Below are 18,377 nucleotides of genomic sequence, written 5' to 3' on the forward strand. Positions count from 1 at the left end.
AATACTCATTTTTTCTCCTGACGGCCATAAACCATAAAAGTCAACGCCAGCAGTTCCTGTACCAGGCGATTGACCTCATGGCCATGAGCCTGGAGCTGCTTTTTCTCTTTTGCATCAACCTCGCCGTCCACAGTGGCAGCATTGAATGTGCCGGACATAGCGCCCAGCTGCGTATACAGATCATTCCACTTTTTAAGAAGCTCATCGTTTCCGACCTCTTCAGCAGCTGGTAGCTTGACGAAAACGCCGCCGGATTCATGGGCTACAGCCTGGGCAAAGTAAGTGGTTTCTGACAGCGACTGCAAGGTCATGGCCATGTTGACGTTCATGGTTTGCCTGTTTTCGTATCCGCCCGTGCTCCCAGCATGATCAACAGGAAGAGGCAGGGGCTGACCATGACTGAAAAACAAGAGTTTCAGCAGCCAACCACATGCACTTGTGACCAGCGTCTGCATCGTTTTGGCGAATTTACCCAGCCAGTGAAATTCTGCGAGATCCACGGTGACCCGACCATTCTGACGCTGGCTGACCAGATTGCCGAGCTTCAGCGAAAGGTTGACTTGATCATGCGGGTTGACCAGGCGCGCTCAATGTCACGGCCCATAAAACTGGGAAAAAGCGTTGCCAGGAGACCTCGCCATGAATAAGGACGATCTGATCACAGCGAAACGAGCCGCCGAAATACTTGGAATGAAGCCCAGGACAGTCTATGACCGCGCAGCGCCAAACGGCCCTATTCCATGTTATCGTTTTGGGGCAAAGTGCATCCGATTTGATGAAAACGAAATCAGGGAATATAGGGAATCATGCCAATTTACTACGATGAAAGAAAACGTCGTTGGCGCTTTACGTTCAACAAGGTTGTCAATGGCCACAGAATCCGCGTCACAAAATTACTTCCGAAAGCGTGGAATAGAAACCAAGCCCAGGCGTTCGACCAGTCAGAAACGGCAAAGCTATTCGGGGCTGCGACTGGTACGATCAAGCAACGCTCTCTCATAGGCGACGCGGTTGTTGCCTACTGCCAGCACAGATGCCCAAGCCTGAAAGAAGGTGAGGAAATTGAAAAGGAACTGGCAAGGCTTCACGGATATTATGACGGCCGTTTCATTGATGAATTGCCGGAAGTTGCTCGTGAATATATCGAAGCAGAATGTGACCGCGTAACACCGGCAACCCTCAGAAACAAGCTATCGTACCTGCGCGCTGCCTGCCGGTACGCGCAAAAATATCACGGTATGGATAACGTTCCTGACATTGACCTTCCGAGGGTGAGGAATGAACGCAAGGAATACCTTGTCCGGCATGAAATGATCCAGGTTGCGCGCAGTTGCAAAACACAGAGAAATGGCGCATGGCGATACGCCCGTGCAATGGTGCGCATTGCATTTTACTCCGGGATGAGGATCAGCGAAATCATGAGGATAGACAATAAAGATCGTCTCGGCCGCTATACCGAAATTGTTGAGGATGGTTTCATTCTGTACGACACGAAAAACGGTGAGGATCGGTTTGTACCGATGCATCCAAAGCTGAAGGTTTTGCTGAAATATCTGCCTATCCCCTACTCAGTAACATGGATGCAGCAGATTGTCCGGCGCGCCATGGATGAAGCAGGGTTTGAGCACATTACCTTCCATGATCTGAGGCATAGCACAGCATCCAACCTGATAAATGATGATTCAGACTTGTATAAGGTCGGACTGCTGCTTGGCCACAAAGACCCGCGCAGCACCCAGCGGTATGCGCACCTGGCGAAGAAAACAATGAATGAGTTTATTCGCAAGCTGGGATAAATTTTTTTGTGCAGAAATGGCAAAAAAATGCACACCCCCATGAAAAAATGCCACTTTTCAGCGGCATTATGAATGTCGGTAACTTATTGATTTATTGGCGGAAAGGGTGGGATTTGAACCCACGATGAGCTATTAACCCATACCGAATTTCGAGTCCGGCGCATTCGACCTCTCTGCCACCTTTCCGTTCCGGAAAACCTGATATTTCGCGAGGCCAAATTATAACAGGAATAGTCACTTTCATTTCGCCTGAATATGCCATTTTGAATGTAAACCACAGCTGTCGATTATAATGGGAGCTTCTTTACACCTGAAAAACATTTCATCATGGCAGCAAGGCAATATACCTCTCCCGAAGACCTCAAGGGCATCAGAACCGCATGTCAGTTGGCGGCAGAAGTACTCGACTATATCGAACCTTTTATCAAACCCGGCATCACGACGGGTGAACTTGACCGCCTGTGCCATGAATACATGACCAATGTGCAGGGCACCATTCCGGCACCGCTGAACTACGCGCCACGTGATCATACGCCTTATCCGAAAGCCACTTGCATCTCCTTAAATGATATTGTCTGTCACGGCATTCCCGGCGGGAAAATCCTGAAAAACGGGGATGCGATGAATATCGACATTACCGTCATCAAGAATGGCTATTACGGTGACACCAGCCGGATGTTTTTTGCCGGTCAGCCGAGTATCATGGCCAAGCGGCTTTCCGACATCACCTATGAATGCATGTGGCTTGGCATCATGCAGGTCAAACCGGGCGCCCATCTGGGTGATATCGGCCATGTCATCCAGACACATGCAGAGAAAGCCGGTTACAGTATCGTTCGTGAATTCTGCGGCCATGGCATTGGTAAATCATTCCATGAAGAGCCCAACGTGCTGCATTATGGCAAACCAGGCACAATGGAAATCATCAGGCCCGGCATGATTTTCACCGTTGAGCCCATGATCAATGCCGGACGCAGGGAAATCCGCACAATGAATGACGGGTGGACAATCAAGACAAAAGACCACAGCCTCTCCGCACAGTGGGAGCACACCCTCCTGGTGACAGAAACCGGCTATGAAATCCTAACTGTATCCCCCAATATGCCGCCACCCCCGGCATTTGTGACCAATACCTGATACTTTTCATCATACCGCCGTGTCAACCAGCAAACCATCACTGAAGCAGCAACTCTCCAAGCAGCGGCAGGAAGCGATTACGGCTTATCAGAATGATCCGAAACCGGAACGCCTGCTCAAAGCCCTTGCCCGCCATGTTGACGCAGCACTCATGCAGGCCTGGCGCGACACAGGTATACCGGCAGGAAATACGCTCATCGCAGTCGGAGGATATGGAAGAGGCGAACTTTTTCCCTATTCTGATGTTGATGTGCTGATTCTTCTGCAGCGATCACCCGATGAAGCGCTCCAGAAAAAGCTGGAATCGTTTATCCAGACTATCTGGAATCTGGGACTGCAGATCGGTCACAGTGTACGGACCATTGAAGAATGCCTCCATGCCTCTGCCAATGACATCACGATACAGACCAGCCTGCTAGAGGCACGCCTGGTTACCGGTAGCCGCGATCTCTTCAGACAGCTTGTCAAACGCTATGACATAGCGATGAATGCCCGGGATTTTTTTCTCGCCAAGACACTTGAAACCCGCCAACGCCATCAAAAGCTCGGAGACACCCCATTCAGCCTGGAGCCAAACTGCAAAGAGAGCCCGGGCGGACTGCGCGATCTGCAGGTGATTTTATGGGTGGCAAAAGCAGCCGGATTCGGCAATTCATGGGAAGAACTCGCCAGGAGGGAGTTGATTACCCGAACCGAGGCGGGACAACTCCGCAAAACCGAACGAACACTGAAAAACATCCGCATCCGCCTGCATATCCAGACACAACGTGCGGAAGACCGGATTTTATTTGATGTACAGATACCCCTTGCAGAAGCTTTTCATTTCAAAAAAGCCAAAAAACCGCTTGATGCACGGGACGCCAGCGAATACCTGATGCAGCATTATTATCTTGCGGCCAGAATCGTACGACAGTTGAATATCATCCTGCTGCAAAACCTGGAAGCACGGCTTTTCCCCCAAACACATGAGCCTGAGTCCATTAACGAACGCTTCAACAAGGTCAGTGACTTTATTGATATCGCCACAGAGGATACCTTCACAAAGCATCCCTCATCCCTGCTTGAAGTTTTTCTGCTGCTGGCTGAGCGTTCCGACCTGAAAAACATGACGGCACGCACACTTCGTGCACTGTGGCATGCACGCGTACATATCAATAAAAAATTCAACCAGGACCCGGAAAATCATTCGCTTTTTCTCCGTATCCTGCAGGCACCCCGCTTTTCGGCACGTGCACTGCAGCATATGAATGAGCTTGGTATCCTTGGACGCTATCTGCCCAATTTCGGCAAAATCATTGGCCAGATGCAGCATGACCTTTTTCACCAATACACAGTGGATCAGCATATCCTCATCGTTATTGGCAATCTGCACCGCTTTACCCTGACAGAATATGCGCACGAATATCCTTTCTGCAGTCAGCTGATTGCCAATTTTTCCCGTCCATGGCTTTTGTATATTGCGGCACTTTTTCACGATATCGCAAAGGGACGCGGCGGCGATCACTCCCTTTTGGGCATGGCTGATGCCAGACAATTCTGCCAGTCGCATGGACTTTCCGAAGAAGACACCGAACTGATTGTCTTTCTGGTTGAGCACCATCTCACCATGTCGCATATCGCCCAGAAAAGAGATCTTTCCGATCCGGCTGTCATCCGGGAATTTACCGATCTGATCAAAAACGAACGCCGTCTGACAGCACTGTACCTGTTAACCGTAGCAGATATCCGTGGAACCAATCCGCAAATCTGGAACGCCTGGAAAAGCAAACTGCTTGAAGACCTGTATTACATGTCGCTGCGTGTGCTTGGCGGAGAAGTGCTCTCTGTTGATCATGAACTGGCACAGCGGCAACAGGAAGCACTGGCCACGCTCAGGCTGTATGGCTTGCCGGAGCACGCACATGAAACCCTCTGGAAACACCTTGATGTCGGTTATTTTTTAAGACATGACGCATCGGACATTGCCTGGCAAACGCGCATGCTCTATTACCGCACAGATACCATTGAGCCCGTCGTCAAATGCAGGCTTTCTCCTATTGGCGAAGGGCTCCAGGTAACTGTTTATACAAGGGACGAACCCGATCTTTTCCTGCAAATATGCGGCTATTTCTCCCGCAGGAATTTCAGTATTCTGGACGCCAAAATTCACACCACCAATCATGGCTATGCGCTTGATACCTTTTTAGTGACTGAACAGACTTTTTCACGCAATTATAGGGACATCATCAACCTGGTTGAACATAACCTGACGGAGGCCCTGAAAGCGGATGCACCACTGCTTGAGCCATCAATCGGTCGGCTTTCGAGAAAATCCCGATCCTTCCCGATTACACCAGGCATTGATTTACGTCCGGATGCCAGTGGTGATCTGTTTGTGTTATCCCTGATCGCCAATGACAGAAACGGCCTGCTCTACGCCATTGCGGAGGTTCTCAGGCGATACCATATCAATCTGCATACCGCAAAAATCATGACACTGGGCGAGCGGGTGGAAGATGTTTTTCTGGTGGGTGGCGACTTTCTCAAAAACCCGAAAAACCAGATACAACTGGAAACCGACCTGCTTGAAGTTCTCCGCATTTAATTTTTTCTCTATTTCCTATGACTGATTCTATCCGCTTGTCAAAACGCATGTCCGAACTGGGAATCTGCTCACGCCGTGAGGCAGATGAGTGGATCGAGCGCGGATGGGTACGTGTTGATGGCCAGATCATTTCCCAGTTGGGAACCAAAATCCATCCTGACCAGAAAATCACGATTGAGAAAAAAGCCCAGTCGGAGCAGGCAAAAAAAGTGACGATTCTCATCAATAAACCGATGGGATTTGTCAGCGGGCAGGCAGAAGACGGGCATAAACCGGCTGTAACCCTTGTCAATGAGAAAACACGCTGGACAGCAGATAAAACAGAAGAACATTTCCATCCCCGCCAGTTAAAAAGTCTTGTGCCTGCAGGAAGGCTCGACATTGACTCTGTTGGTCTTTTGGTACTGACACAAGACGGGCGCGTGGCAAAACGGCTGATTGGAGAAGAAACAGAGGTAGAAAAAGAATACCTGGTCAGGGTACGGCACACCCTGCCAGGCAAATTACCGGATGAAAAACTGAAGCAGCTGAGACACGGCCTGAAACTGGATGGCAAGCCCCTGCTTCCCGCCAAGGTCAACTGGCAAAATGACGATCAGCTTCGTATCGTCCTTCAGGAAGGCAAAAAAAGACAGATTCGTCGCATGTGTGAAGCCGTTGGTCTGAAAGTTGTCGGCTTGAAACGTGTGCGCATCGGCAAGGTCAAGCTTGGTGACCTCCCGCCCGGACAGTGGCGCTACCTCCATCCGGACGAGAAATTCTAGAGACTGTTCCTTTCAGAAACAATCATCAGCAGTCATAAGCAGCATACGCTGCGTCGGGCACATACATGACATCAAGCGTATAATCCGTCACTTCAACGAGCTGACCCAGGCTGTTTACCCGATACCAGGTATCAGGCTTGATACCATTTTCACCGACAACACCCACAGTAATCCGGATCTGCCTGCCATCACGCCATGGCAGCGCGAAAGCGCCATTTTCACCTGCCTTTGCTTTTCCATAAAGCCCCGCCACCACCGCAATGGATTCCCTGCCGGAAGCTGAAGCCATGCTGCCGTTACCGGAAACCGCGGATTTGCTGTAGGAACCCATCGCCTCAGCAACACAATTATTGCCTGCAGCCGCAGCTGCACTGCAATTGCCCATCGCTTCGGCTATGCTGTTGTTCCCGGAGGCTGCAGCCCGGCTGTAATAACCGGAGGAATAAGATTGACTGGCATTACCGGATGTCGCGGCAGTCGCACAATTGCCTTCAGATTCGGCTGCACTGCCATATCCGAAGGATGCGTGACTGATGATCTGATCAATTTGCTGTTCAGAATGGGCGGCAGGAATGGGCATTTCATAGATATCGAAACTCATCACAATCTCCTTCACTTCCCGTGCAGAGGTGGCAGAAAACCGGATTCGACATTGAGGCAGACGACCAGACTCAGGATGCCAAATTGCACTGGGAATGTATTATTCATGTCTTGCATGATCAAGACATGTCGGTTTTAAACCCTGAACGAAATACCGTAATAACCGGACATTTCAAATCAGGTCACGAATACAGTGATTTGGCACCCGCTGATTAGGTGCTCGGGATCGGAGACTTTGTACCTTTGATCAGGTACAACATGATAAGGTGGCATTACCCGCTGATTAGGTATGATGATCCTGTACCTTATGTCACTACTATAACATATCGCACCGGATAATAAAACAGGCGCCCCATGGTGATGAAACGCCTGCTTTCAGGTAAAACCGTCTGGAAAATTATTCTTCAGGAACAGCGGCATTCATGGCATCGATAAACCCGAACAACGACAGGTCATCCATGCGCATCGGATACAAAATGCCATTCAGATGATCACATTCATGCTGGACCACCCTGGCATGAAAGCCGGTGGCTTCACGGCTGACAGGCTCACCATGCTGGTCAAATCCTTCATAGTGAACCTTTGCCCAGCGAGGGACCACGCCACGCATCCCCGGCAGGGAAAGACAGCCTTCCCAGGCGTCTTCAATTTCCTCGCCAACAGGGCGAATAACCGGGTTGATCAGGATGGTTTTGGGAATGGCAAACGCGTCAGGAACATCGCGCTGATTTTCAAAACCAAAAATAACCACCTGAAGCGGCACCCCGATCTGTGGTGCCGCCAGGCCCGCGCCATCAGCCGCAGCCATCGTTTCAAACATATCGTCCAAAAGCGCCTGCAGTTCCGGCGTCCCGAATTCCGTCACCGGTTGTGCCGGGCGTAAAAGACGCGGATCGCCCATTTTCAGAATCGGTCTGACACTCATACCCTCTCCTTATCGTTGCGCCACATTCAGTTCTGCAATGAAGTCAATGAACTCTTTCATGACTTCAGGATGCTTTAACCCCATGGCAACTGTCGCTTTAAGATACCCCAACTTTGAACCACAGTCATAACGGCGCCCATGATAGCGATAGGCCAATACCTTCTCATGCTTCATCAACTCGGCAATACCATCCGTCAACTGGATCTCACCACCCGAGCCTTTTCCAAGCCCATCCAGATGATCAAAAATGGAAGCATTGAGGATATAACGTCCGACAACGGCCATATTGGAAGGTGCGTCTTCCGGCTTTGGCTTTTCCACAATGGTATTCACAAATTCCAGATTCTGCATGTACGGTGATGAGGCAACGATACCGTATTGCTTCGTGCTTTCCCGTGGAACATGCAGAACGGCCAGAATACTTTTTTCTTCACGTTCATACACTTCAGCCATCTGTTGCATGACTGTCGGCTGGCCCTGACGCACATCCATAAAATCATCCGCCAGAATAACCGCAAAAGGATTATTTCCCACAACCGGCCTTGCACACAACACGGCATGACCAAGACCAAGCGGCTGCTGCTGGCGGATATAAATGCAATTAATATGGGAAGGCACCACTTCCCGAACCAGCTTTAACAGGTCGTCCTTGTTTGCCGCTTCAAGTTCGGATTCCAGCTCATAGGCTTTATCAAAATGATCCTCAATCGCCCGCTTGTTACGGCCGGTAATAAAAATCATCTCGGTGATACCTGCAGAGACGGCCTCTTCAACGGCATACTGAATCAGCGGCTTGTCAACAACCGGGAGCATTTCCTTTGGCTGCGCCTTGGTTGCAGGAAGAAAACGGCTGCCCAGACCGGCAACCGGAAAAACGGCCTTAGTCACTTTTTTCATGATGTATTAATTCGCAAAAATTTTTCTCGTCCAATATGGTAATACCTAACCGCTCGGCACGCTGCAGTTTACTGCCCGGATTTTGACCTGAAATAAGGTATGCCGTCTTCGCTGAAACTGAACCGGTAACCTTGCCGCCCAGTGCCTGTATTTTCTCCCCCGCCACTTCGCGCGACATGCTTTCCAGGGTGCCTGTCAGCACGAATGTTTTACCGGAAAGCGGCAACATTTCCTCTGCGGCCCCTCCCTGCTCCGGCCAGCTGACACCATGGGCTTCAAGCGCGCTGATGAGATCACGATTGAGTGAGTCAGCAAAAAATTCCCGGAGGGAGGCGGCAACGATCGGGCCGATATCCTCTACCTCAAGCAACGCCTCTTCTGTTGCATCCGCAAGGGCCTGCATTGACCCGAAATACTGTGCCAATGACCGCGCGGTTGATTCCCCTACATGCCGGATACCAAGTGCGTATAAAAAACGGGCAAGCGTCGTCTTTTTGGATGTATTGAGCGCCTGTATCAGATTCTGTGCCGATTTTTCCGCCATGCGCTCAAGACCGGCAATATCGGCAAGACTCAATGCATATAAATCCGCGGCGGTATTCACCATGCCTTTATCTACCAGCTGTTCCACAAGCTGCTCACCCAGGCCATCAATATTCATCGCCTTGCGCGAGGCAAAATGCTGCAAGCCGTTTTTCTTCTGTGCAGGACAGCGAATCCATCCACCGGAGCAACGTGCAATGATTTCACCTTCAGGCCGCACGACCGGTGAACCGCAAACCGGACAGGTGTGAGGCAAATGAAATACCTGTGTTCCTTCCGGTCTTTTTTCCGGCACATTCGCCACCACTTCGGGAATCACATCTCCCGCACGACGTACAATCACCGTATCGCCAACACGAATATCTTTTCGGTGAACCTCATCTTCGTTATGCAGGGTCGCATTGGTGACATTGGCACCCCCAACAAAAACCGGCTCCAGGCGCGCAACAGGAGTCAGCGCGCCTGTTCTCCCCACCTGAACATCAATATCCAGTACACGCGTTAACGCTTCCTGGGCAGCAAATTTATGGGCAATGGCAAAGCGCGGTGCCCGTGAGACAAAACCCAGCCTGTTCTGCTCAGCCAGGCTGTTGACCTTGTAGACAAGCCCGTCAATCTCGTAAGGCAGGCTGTCCCGCTGCGCTTCAATGGCCTGAAAAAAAGACATCAGTCCATTAATTCCCTGCACCACCTTACGTTCCGTACAGACAGGAAGCCCGGCCTTTACCAGCCAATCCAGCATGGCAGACTGGGTTTCGGGCATTTTTTCCCCCTCAAGCGCACCAATGCCATAGGCAAAAAAATTGAGTTTCCTGCCGGCTGTCACGGTAGCGTCTTTCTGCCTCAAGCTGCCTGCCGCTGCATTACGGGGATTGATAAATTCTCTCTGCCCCGCCGCACGCTGCATTTCGTTTAACCGGTGAAAATCCGGCTTGAACATCAGCACTTCACCGCGCACATCCAGCACATCAGGGTTATCAGGAAGCGTCAGTGTCAGGGGAATACTTCGGATTGTCCGGATGTTGGCTGTTACATCTTCGCCAGTAAACCCGTCCCCACGCGTTGCCGCCTGAACCAGAATGCCATTTTCATATCGCAGACTGATGGCAAGGCCATCAAATTTCAGCTCCGCCTCATATTCAACCTGCTCGACACCCAGGAGTTCCCGAACCCGATTGTCAAATGCTTCGACTTCCTCTTTCGCCAGGCCATTCTGCAGGGAAAGCATGGGCACCTGATGCGTTACCGGCTCAAATTGTGTGGAGGAAACACTGCCGACGCGATGGGTAGGCGAATCCGGTGTGACCAGGTCAGGATGGGCGGCTTCTATCTCCTGCAATTCGCGAAAAAGCCGATCATATTCGGCATCGGGAATGGTTGGATTATCCAGTGTGTAATAGGCATGATTATGCCGGTTGATTTCCTGGCGCAGCCAGTCAACCCTTTCTCGCAGACGATGATTACCGGCACTCTCGTTGAAAAGATCTTCCTGCATAAATCAGTTAAAGAGTCTCATGGCACGAACCGAGCCGGCAGGAATCAATACTGCTTTCATTTCCTCATAAAAAACATTCACCTGGCCGGCAATATCATCAAGCATGGGGTCAGACAGCATTCTGTCATCGTCGTCGACCAGGATGCCATTGAGCCGCTGGCAGAGGGATTTGGCGCACTGAACCATGACACCAAATCCGTTTTTCTCCTGCGCAACACAAGGCACATCCAAAAGCAGCGTCATGCGTGCTGCCGTATCTGATCCAGGTGCTGTGTCAACAGTAAGCAAAAACAGAACACTTCCATCAGTATCGTGTTTGACAAAAAAACCGTCCGGACGCAAATCAAATTTCTGGCGCTCCAGCACGGTTATCAGGGTCTGAACTGACCATGGTGCCCCCCCGGTACGCACATTGATACCCAGCCTGGCATCATGCTCTGCAACAAAGCGGTATAAATCGCGTGCAACTTTCAGCACATCCGTCATATCCGGCACTTCCGGCTCGGCACCGATACCGTCGGACAGCTGCCTGAGACGGGTAATCAGTTCGGAATATTCAATTTCATTCAAGGCGCCAGTCCGGTTTGCCAACTGTACCCCTGCCTTTAACTGATGATAAATGCCGCCATGCATAACGGGTTGCCACGATTCTTCTCCAGTATCCGGTTTCCTGACCAGCCCAATAAAATGAACCGGTTTGTTACCGGTATAGCGAAGGGACTGCATCAGCGGCAGGAATTTTTCTCCCCTGACCGGCTCCTCCAGGTTCAATTCCACAGGATAATCAATCAAATCATCAACCGGTAGGCTTTTCGGGACAGAAGGTGTGGTGGATGTAACCGGTTCAGGCACAACGGGCGTAACTTTTTCTTCCCCGGGAGTATCAGCAGGCGCAGGATCCGGTGTCGGCTCTGCCTCGTCCATATCAATGGCGGGCTCCTGATACCCCTCATCAACTGCTTCGACTTCCTCATCGGTTACCAGGTATTCAACCGCTTTTTCATCATCAATCTCTGCAACCGCTTCCAGCGGGTCATCAGCCTCAGCTTCTTCATCTAAGGGATGATCCAGGCCGGTAATGGAAATGGACGTATTCATGGCAGGATCTTCCAGCCTGACACCTGCCACCGTATTCTGAAAAAAAACCGGCTCCCTGCGAAAATCACTGTCTTCAACGGACGCAGATTGCATCAGAACATCTTCAGGCGCATCAGCAAAAGCACGTTCCACTTTTTTGTGTGCCCGGAATTCCTGCCATTTATTATAGGCAATGACGCCAATAATAATCACTGCACCGATTACGATCAGACTGATCTGCAATTCTGTCATGCTGTTTGAACCTCGTTAGAAAATTCTGTTGCTTTTTCAATATCGACTGACACAATTCGTGAAACACCCTTTTCCTGCATGGTAACGCCAATCAGCTGTTGTGCCATTTCCATGGCAATTTTATTATGGGAGATAAACACAAACTGTGTTTTGGCGGACATGCGCTTCACCATATTGCAGAAACGCTCCGTATTGGCGTCATCCAGCGGCGCATCAACTTCATCCAGCAAACAGAAAGGTGCCGGGTTCAGCTGGAAAAGCGAAAATACAAGCGCAATCGCCGCCAGGGCTTTTTCTCCACCGGACAGCAGATGAATCGTGACATTTTTCTTGCCTGGCGGCTGCACCATGATCTGCACACCGGCATCCAGAATCTCATCCCCTGTCATGATAAGGCTGGCCTGTCCGCCGCCAAAGAGCATGGGAAAAACTTCAGAAAGATGGCCGTTTACCTGGTCAAATGTACCCTGCAGCAGGGCACGCGTCTCCCCGTCAATCCGTCTGATGGCATCTTCCAGCGTCTCGATGGCCGCATTCAGATCGGCATGCTGCTCTTCAAGGAAATTACGCCGCTGCTGCGTCTCGGAAAGCTCACCAGCCGCTGCAAGGTTAACCGCTCCCAAAGCGGCAATGGCATTGGAAAGGCGTGTTACCTCACCCTGAAGAGAAGATGACCTGAGGCCTGGGTGGAGCATTTCTCCCAGCGCGGCAATATCGGCACCGGATTCTTCCAGTTTCTGGGAAAACTGTTCGACATTTATCCGGGCGGCCTGTTCCTTTAGCTGCATACTGACAATGAGATCCCGCTGAGGCTGAAGATTTTTCTCTGCCCCCATGCGCTGCTCCTGCGCCTCACGCAACTGCTGGGCAACCGTTTCCAGATTTTGTCGTAATTTAGCCAGCCCCTTTTCCTGGTCCAGACGCTGATCAAGCAAAACCTGAAGATTATCCTGCGCAACCTTGTCATTCAAGTCCTGCAATGTCAGTTGCCCCTGCTGTACATTGGCTGACATCTGTGTTGCCTGTTCCCGGGCGGTTTCAATATGCTTTGTGAGCTCACCGATCCGGTTTTTCAGGGATTTTTCGGAAAACTCCGCTTCCTGGGCAGCTCTTTCGCTTTCCCGGATACGCACGCGGAAAGCCGCCAGATCACTCTCTTTTTCCAGCAAAATGTCACGGGCTGCCTCTTCCCGGGACTGCATGTCGGCTAAAGACGCATCCAGTTCTTCCATCCGCACTTCTTCCACAGCAAGCATTTCACGCTGCTCATTTTCCTGGCCGGTTATCCCGGCAAGAACAGATTCAATCTGCGTATGACGCTGCAGGTAGCGATCGCGCAGTTCCGATTGGCGAACAACCTGAAGCTGAATGGCATGCAATTCCCTCGTCAGCTCCGTTGCGCGCTGGTGGATGCCTTGCATCTCGCGATTACACTGTGTCACATCTGACTCACACTGCATGAGCCGTATCCGCTCATCCTGCAGCAGTTTCTGGCCATCCTGAAGTCGTGCAGAAAGATTTTCAATCTCCTGCTGGCGGGCAAACATCCCTTCCTTTTCCGATTCCGGCGCATAAAAACGGACACTCTGGCGATCAACCAGATGTCCCTGCGGTAGAACAAAACACGCGCCTTCCGGCAATATCTGGCGCCGTGCCAGAGCGTCTTTCATGTCATGAGCAACAAAAACATGACGCATCCAGCCTGACAGGACCGGCGCGAGCCGCTGATCCTGCAATCTGAGCAGGGAAAAGAAGGGCGTGAGCCCGGCTTTATCTTTTTCAGTACCGACCGTTGAAGACAGGGTATCGCCGGCTTGCGCTGTGGTAAAGAAGCTGAGTTTTGATGCCGGGGGATCACTCATAAATGAATCGACCCACTCCAGGCGCGACATCTCACGCGCAAAAATCCTGTCGCTCAAAACCGATTCAAGCGCCATTTCCCAACCCTGCTCAACCTGTAGTCTTCGCCAGACAGGTGGCAAATCAGCCAGCTCATATTTTTTCAGCCAGGATTCCGTTTCACCCTGCGCCTGCGAGCGCTCCTGTATCTGGATCAGGGCAGAAAGACGGGCATCCGTCTGCGCCAGCTCTGCTGAACGCCGCTCAACCTGTTCCTGTGAAACCCGTCGTTTTTCTTCCAGATCAGGATGGCTGTCCTGCAACAGGGCAAGCCGCTCATGCTGTTGTTGAAGGTGGATTTCCTTTTCGGCCAGCTCTTCCTGCAACGCCTGAAAAACGGCCTCATCCGGCGCATCCATACCGCTTTTTTCCTGGACAAGTCTCTCGCGTCGCACGGAAAGATCGGTAAGGATACCGGTAATATTTTTATGGCTGGCCGATGAAAGTGCAATCTGCTGGCGAACCTGCAAAGCCTGGTCATGCAATTGACTGCATGTTGCCTGCGCCTGGCGCCATGTCTCCTCCACGCCGGGCAAATCCCCTGCGAGTTGCACCACAATCCGGCGGGCCGCTTCACATGAGACAGCCAGATCAACAAGTCGGGCATTAGCCGTCTCCAACTCGGCAAGATACGTTTGTTCCTGGCTCTGCCATTGCTCTTTCTGCTGGGTATAAGAACCAATCTGCGCCTGCAGGCGGTTGCGTGATTCGATCACATAGCGGATTTCCGCTTCCAGACTGCCGATACTGGCATTGGTCTGGTACAACGCCCCTTGCGCTGCATGGAGTTCATCACTGGCGCCTGCATGCTGCTGGCGCAGCGCTTCCAGAAGACCATCATGTCTGACGACATCCGCATTCATGGCTTCAAGCGCGGTTTTGGCTTTTTCTGCCTCAATGGTCAGGCGCGCGTGTTCTTCTTCGGCATTCTTTTTTTCAAGCAGCCAGAAGAGCTTCTGTTTTTCATCCTGCTCTTTTTGCAGGGCATAGTATTTTTCAGCAACCACTGCCTGCTCTTCGAGTTTTTCCAGGCTCTGATTGATTTCACGCAGGATATCCGATACACGGGTCAGGTTTTCCCGCGTATCCTGGAGGCGATTTTCTGTCTCCCGGCGACGCTCCCGGTATTTGGATACACCTGCCGCTTCTTCCAGAAAAACACGCAGCTCTTCAGGGCGCGCTTCAATAATACGCGCAATCATTCCCTGGCCGATAATGGCATAGGCGCGCGGTCCAAGCCCCGTCCCCATGAAAATATCCTGGATATCCCGGCGCCGGACATTCATGTTGTTGATATGATAGGAAGACCCGCCCTCACGCGTCAAAACACGCCTGACAGCCAGTTCATCGTATCGGCCCCACTGTCCGAAAACACGATCATCATCATTATCAAAAGCCAGTTCGACAGACGCCCTGCCGGATGACTTTCTCTCTGTGGTACCGTTGAAAATAACATCGCGCATGGATTCACCCCGCAATTCCGAGGCACGTGACTCACCCAGAACCCATCTTACCGCATCAATGATGTTGGATTTTCCACATCCATTGGGACCAACAACCCCTACAAGTTGCCCTTGTATCTGGATGGTCGTCGGATCAACAAATGATTTGAACCCGGATAATTTGATCGAAGTCAGCCGCACGATTCAGAAAATAGAGTGATGAACAGCAAAACGCTTATAATACCATTCAGCCAGAATCACTTTCACAAAAAACAAGAAGGACTTCCTCAAGCCTGCCGTAAAAAAACCGTTATAAAAAGAATAAATAGTGCGGTTTTTTTGTTACATTTCATCATGTAAGCGATTTTTTCATGTAATATTTCCTTACAAACAAAATGTTGCCTTGCGGAAAGTTGCGGTATAATAAGTGGGAAAATTTCTTTAGGGAAAATATTATGCGTAAATTGAAGGTTGGATTGGCCTCTTTTCTCGTGCTGTTTGCATTGGGAGGGATGTCTGTCCACGCTGCGCCCAAAAAACCGGCAACAAGCAAAAAAACAACAACCAAAAAGACAACAACCGTTGCAAAGAAAAAGGGCAAGGCATCCGTCAATAACCGGGTGTATGCCACACGCTCGGCCTCAGGCCAGATTGTTGTGGATCGCCGGGTCACGGCAACACGACAGCTTCTTGCACAGGATCAGGGACATACTCTCGTGAACTATCAGCGGGGTTCGGCAAAACTGGCGCCAATCATGTTTCCCGAGTTCACGCCACCCTCAAGCAGAACCACTTTTTCTGTTGCCCAGCAGGCTGGCCTGGATAAGACGGCAGACCCGTTATCACTGAGTTCCAGTGCCGCTTATGTACTGGACCAGTCCACACTGGGTGTTCTCTTCCAGAAAAATGCGAATGTTGCCCTGCCCATGGCCTCGATTACCAAGCTGATGACAGGCCTGGTTGTGGTCGAATCCATGCAGGATATGAGCGAAGTGATTGAAATCACCAAGGACGACGCCAGCAGAGCCATCAGTTCACGCCTCAAGGTGGGAACAAAAACGACACGCGGCAACCTGCTTCACCTTGCGCTGATGAGTTCTGAAAACCGTGCCGCAGCGGCACTGGGGCGTAATTATCCGGGTGGCTATCCGGCCTTTATCGCTGCCATGAATATCAAGGCACGTGTGCTTGGCATGTCACATACCCATTATGTGGATACAACCGGACTTTCCAGCAACAATATCGCCAGTGCACAAGACCTGGCCAAGCTGGTGATGGCCGCAGCCCAGTACCCGATCCTGCGGCAATTTTCAACAGATACCGGTTATGTCATCAACGATGGTATCCAGCCGGTTCACTATGCCAATACCAACAGGCTGGTGCACAATCCCAACATGAATATCGAGCTACAGAAAACGGGTTTCATTTCAGCTGCCGGCAATTGCCTCGTCATGCAGGCCATTATTGAGGAACGCCCCATCGTCATGGTCTTCCTTGATGCAAAAGGCAAGGATTCCCGCATTGCGGATGTCATGAAAATCAGAAACTGGATCCAGCGCTCCAACACGATTGCTGAAAACAAACCACAAGTCTGATCGTTCAAAAAAGCGTCAATAAAAAAGGAACCTAAATCAGGTTCCTTTTTTTGTGCCAGTTATCTCTGTCAGCCCTGGAACGGATGGCGTAATACCAGTGTTTCTTCACGATCCGGGCCGGTGGATACCATGTCAACAGGAATGCCTGCCAACTCCTCAATCCGGCGTACATAGGCCTGGGCATTGGCAGGTAAAGCATCCATCGATCTGGTGCCAACCGTGCTTTCTTTCCATCCTGGCATCTCTTCATAAACCGGCTCACAAAAGGCCGCATCATCGGCATTGGAGGGGAAAATATCAATAAGGCGTCCATTAAGCTTGTAGCCTGTACAGATATTAATGGTTTTTAGTCCATCCAGCACATCAAGCTTGGTCAGACAAATACCACTCACCCCATTAATCTGGATAGAGCGCTTCAAAAGCGCCGCATCAAACCAGCCGCAGCGGCGCTGGCGCCCGGTAACCGTACCAAACTCCATGCCGACTTCAGAAAGATGCTTGCCAATACCATCATCCATCGGCAATTCCGAGGGAAATGGCCCGGAACCGACACGCGTGGTATACGCCTTGGTGATCCCCAGAATATAGTGCAGCATGCCTGGTCCGACACCTGCACCGGCAGCCGCATTACCGGCAACACAATTGCTTGATGTCACATAAGGGTAAGTGCCATGATCGACATCCAGAAGGCTTCCCTGCGCACCTTCAAAGAGCAGATTGGCCCCTGCCTTGTAGGCTTCGTGCAAGGCCGTTGAGACATCCGCAGCAAGCGGCCGGATTCGCGGCACCATTGCCAGGGCATCATCCAGCGTTTTCTGAAAATCCACCTGCTCGGTATGCAGGTACCCCTTCAGGACAAAATTATGGTAATCCATATTTTCGCGCAGTTTTTCAGTAAAGCGCTTTTCATTCAGCAGATCGGAAACACGGATCGCCCTTCTGGCAACCTTGTCTTCATAAGCAGGGCCAATACCCTTTCCGGTCGTACCGATTTTTGCATCGCCACGCGCGGCCTCACGAGCCTGATCTAAAACGGCATGATAAGGGAGAATAACCGGACAGGATTCAGACACTTTCAGACGTGAAACCACTTCAATACCAGCCTGTTCAAGCTTGTCGATTTCGCGCAGCAAATCCGGAATGGACAGCACGCAGCCATTACCGATATAGCAGGCAACACCAGGACGCATGATACCGGAGGGAATCAGTTGCAAAGCGGTTTTCTGCCCGCCGATGACGAGTGTATGACCGGCATTATGGCCTCCCTGAAAACGCACGACGCCCTGTGCATGATCCGTCAGCCAATCAACAATCTTTCCTTTTCCTTCGTCACCCCACTGCGTGCCGACTACCACTACATTTCTGGCCATG

General features: G+C 51.0%; 14 protein-coding genes, 1 tRNA gene and 1 pseudogene. 7 read left to right on the forward strand and 9 right to left on the reverse strand.

What is annotated here, in order from left to right; genetic code table 11:
• Positions 1–5: 5 nt before the first annotated feature.
• Positions 6–329 carry a YmfL family putative regulatory protein gene (locus tag NB640_RS02815; protein WP_269309634.1) on the reverse strand — a complete coding sequence of 108 codons (324 nt, stop codon included), beginning with the start codon at positions 327–329 and terminating at the stop codon, positions 6–8.
• A 66-nt stretch (positions 330–395) separates the two neighbouring features.
• Here NB640_RS02815 and NB640_RS02820 point away from each other — a divergent pair, with 66 nt between their 5' ends.
• The 3 genes and pseudogenes from NB640_RS02820 to NB640_RS02825 all read left to right on the forward strand — a co-directional run bounded on the left by NB640_RS02820 (position 396) and on the right by NB640_RS02825 (position 1,796).
• Positions 396–647 (forward strand): hypothetical protein, encoded by a 252-nt coding sequence (locus NB640_RS02820; protein WP_269309635.1) that lies wholly within the window; start codon positions 396–398, stop codon positions 645–647.
• Positions 648–690: 43 nt separating this feature from the next.
• Positions 691–750 (forward strand): annotated as a pseudogene (locus tag NB640_RS13010) (hypothetical protein); the annotation flags it as partial.
• Positions 751–806: 56 nt separating this feature from the next.
• The gene (locus NB640_RS02825; RefSeq protein WP_269309636.1) at positions 807–1,796 is read left to right on the forward strand and encodes a tyrosine-type recombinase/integrase; all 990 of its coding nucleotides are present in this window, start codon (positions 807–809) and stop codon (positions 1,794–1,796) included.
• 95 nt (positions 1,797–1,891) lie between these two features.
• Here the strand turns inward: NB640_RS02825 and NB640_RS02830 are convergent.
• A tRNA-Ser gene (locus tag NB640_RS02830) sits at positions 1,892–1,982 on the reverse strand.
• 141 nt (positions 1,983–2,123) lie between these two features.
• Here NB640_RS02830 and map point away from each other — a divergent pair.
• From map to NB640_RS02845, 3 genes are read left to right on the forward strand one after another with little or no spacing between them, the layout of a single operon-like run.
• Positions 2,124–2,933 carry a type I methionyl aminopeptidase gene (gene map / locus NB640_RS02835; protein ID WP_269309637.1) on the forward strand — a complete coding sequence of 270 codons (810 nt, stop codon included), beginning with the start codon at positions 2,124–2,126 and terminating at the stop codon, positions 2,931–2,933.
• 19 nt (positions 2,934–2,952) lie between these two features.
• Positions 2,953–5,517, forward strand: a complete 2,565-nt coding sequence (locus tag NB640_RS02840) for a [protein-PII] uridylyltransferase (protein ID WP_269309638.1) — start codon at positions 2,953–2,955, stop codon at positions 5,515–5,517.
• A 17-nt stretch (positions 5,518–5,534) separates the two neighbouring features.
• A complete protein-coding gene (locus tag NB640_RS02845) occupies positions 5,535–6,281 on the forward strand; it encodes a pseudouridine synthase (RefSeq protein ID WP_269309639.1) in 747 nt (248 codons plus the stop codon).
• 25 nt (positions 6,282–6,306) lie between these two features.
• Here NB640_RS02845 and NB640_RS02850 read toward each other — a convergent pair whose 3' ends face one another.
• The 6 genes from NB640_RS02850 to smc all read right to left on the reverse strand — a co-directional run bounded on the left by NB640_RS02850 (position 6,307) and on the right by smc (position 15,612).
• Positions 6,307–6,882 (reverse strand): hypothetical protein, encoded by a 576-nt coding sequence (locus tag NB640_RS02850; protein ID WP_269309640.1) that lies wholly within the window; start codon positions 6,880–6,882, stop codon positions 6,307–6,309.
• A 396-nt stretch (positions 6,883–7,278) separates the two neighbouring features.
• The gene (gene def, locus NB640_RS02855) at positions 7,279–7,806 is read right to left on the reverse strand and encodes a peptide deformylase (RefSeq protein ID WP_269309641.1); all 528 of its coding nucleotides are present in this window, start codon (positions 7,804–7,806) and stop codon (positions 7,279–7,281) included.
• 9 nt (positions 7,807–7,815) lie between these two features.
• The gene (gene galU / locus NB640_RS02860; protein ID WP_269309642.1) at positions 7,816–8,703 is read right to left on the reverse strand and encodes a UTP--glucose-1-phosphate uridylyltransferase GalU; all 888 of its coding nucleotides are present in this window, start codon (positions 8,701–8,703) and stop codon (positions 7,816–7,818) included.
• A complete protein-coding gene (ligA, locus tag NB640_RS02865) occupies positions 8,687–10,741 on the reverse strand; it encodes an NAD-dependent DNA ligase LigA (protein WP_269309643.1) in 2,055 nt (684 codons plus the stop codon). Before ligA ends, galU begins: the two co-directional genes overlap by 17 nt.
• Positions 10,742–10,744: 3 nt before the next feature.
• Positions 10,745–12,070, reverse strand: coding sequence for a cell division protein ZipA C-terminal FtsZ-binding domain-containing protein (locus NB640_RS02870; protein WP_269309644.1), 1,326 nt, complete (start codon positions 12,068–12,070; stop codon positions 10,745–10,747).
• The gene (smc, locus tag NB640_RS02875) at positions 12,067–15,612 is read right to left on the reverse strand and encodes a chromosome segregation protein SMC (RefSeq protein WP_269309645.1); all 3,546 of its coding nucleotides are present in this window, start codon (positions 15,610–15,612) and stop codon (positions 12,067–12,069) included. Before smc ends, NB640_RS02870 begins: the two co-directional genes overlap by 4 nt.
• Before the next feature lie 254 nt (positions 15,613–15,866).
• Between smc and NB640_RS02880 the strand changes: the two genes are divergently transcribed.
• A complete protein-coding gene (locus NB640_RS02880; protein WP_269309646.1) occupies positions 15,867–17,006 on the forward strand; it encodes a serine hydrolase in 1,140 nt (379 codons plus the stop codon).
• A 68-nt stretch (positions 17,007–17,074) separates the two neighbouring features.
• Here NB640_RS02880 and NB640_RS02885 read toward each other — a convergent pair whose 3' ends face one another.
• A complete protein-coding gene (locus NB640_RS02885) occupies positions 17,075–18,376 on the reverse strand; it encodes an adenylosuccinate synthase (RefSeq protein WP_269309647.1) in 1,302 nt (433 codons plus the stop codon).
• Position 18,377: the final 1 nt, after the last annotated feature.

It is taken from the genome of Oxalobacter vibrioformis (genome assembly GCF_027118995.1).
In the GTDB taxonomy this organism is placed as follows: domain Bacteria; phylum Pseudomonadota; class Gammaproteobacteria; order Burkholderiales; family Burkholderiaceae_D; genus Oxalobacter; species Oxalobacter vibrioformis.

Bases quoted from the DNA above. Each gene is read 5' to 3' on its own strand.
- NB640_RS02815 (WP_269309634.1), bottom strand. From the start codon at position 329: ATGAACGTCAACATGGCCATGACCTTGCAGTCGCTGTCAGAAACCACT.
- NB640_RS02820 (WP_269309635.1), top strand. From the start codon at position 396: ATGACTGAAAAACAAGAGTTTCAGCAGCCAACCACATGCACTTGTGAC.
- NB640_RS02825 (WP_269309636.1), top strand. From the start codon at position 807: ATGCCAATTTACTACGATGAAAGAAAACGTCGTTGGCGCTTTACGTTC.
- map (WP_269309637.1), top strand. From the start codon at position 2,124: ATGGCAGCAAGGCAATATACCTCTCCCGAAGACCTCAAGGGCATCAGA.
- NB640_RS02845 (WP_269309639.1), top strand. From the start codon at position 5,535: ATGACTGATTCTATCCGCTTGTCAAAACGCATGTCCGAACTGGGAATC.
- NB640_RS02850 (WP_269309640.1), bottom strand. From the start codon at position 6,882: ATGAGTTTCGATATCTATGAAATGCCCATTCCTGCCGCCCATTCTGAA.
- def (WP_269309641.1), bottom strand. From the start codon at position 7,806: ATGAGTGTCAGACCGATTCTGAAAATGGGCGATCCGCGTCTTTTACGC.
- galU (WP_269309642.1), bottom strand. From the start codon at position 8,703: ATGAAAAAAGTGACTAAGGCCGTTTTTCCGGTTGCCGGTCTGGGCAGC.
- ligA (WP_269309643.1), bottom strand. From the start codon at position 10,741: ATGCAGGAAGATCTTTTCAACGAGAGTGCCGGTAATCATCGTCTGCGA.
- NB640_RS02870 (WP_269309644.1), bottom strand. From the start codon at position 12,070: ATGACAGAATTGCAGATCAGTCTGATCGTAATCGGTGCAGTGATTATT.
- NB640_RS02880 (WP_269309646.1), top strand. From the start codon at position 15,867: ATGCGTAAATTGAAGGTTGGATTGGCCTCTTTTCTCGTGCTGTTTGCA.
- NB640_RS02885 (WP_269309647.1), bottom strand. From the start codon at position 18,376: ATGGCCAGAAATGTAGTGGTAGTCGGCACGCAGTGGGGTGACGAAGGA.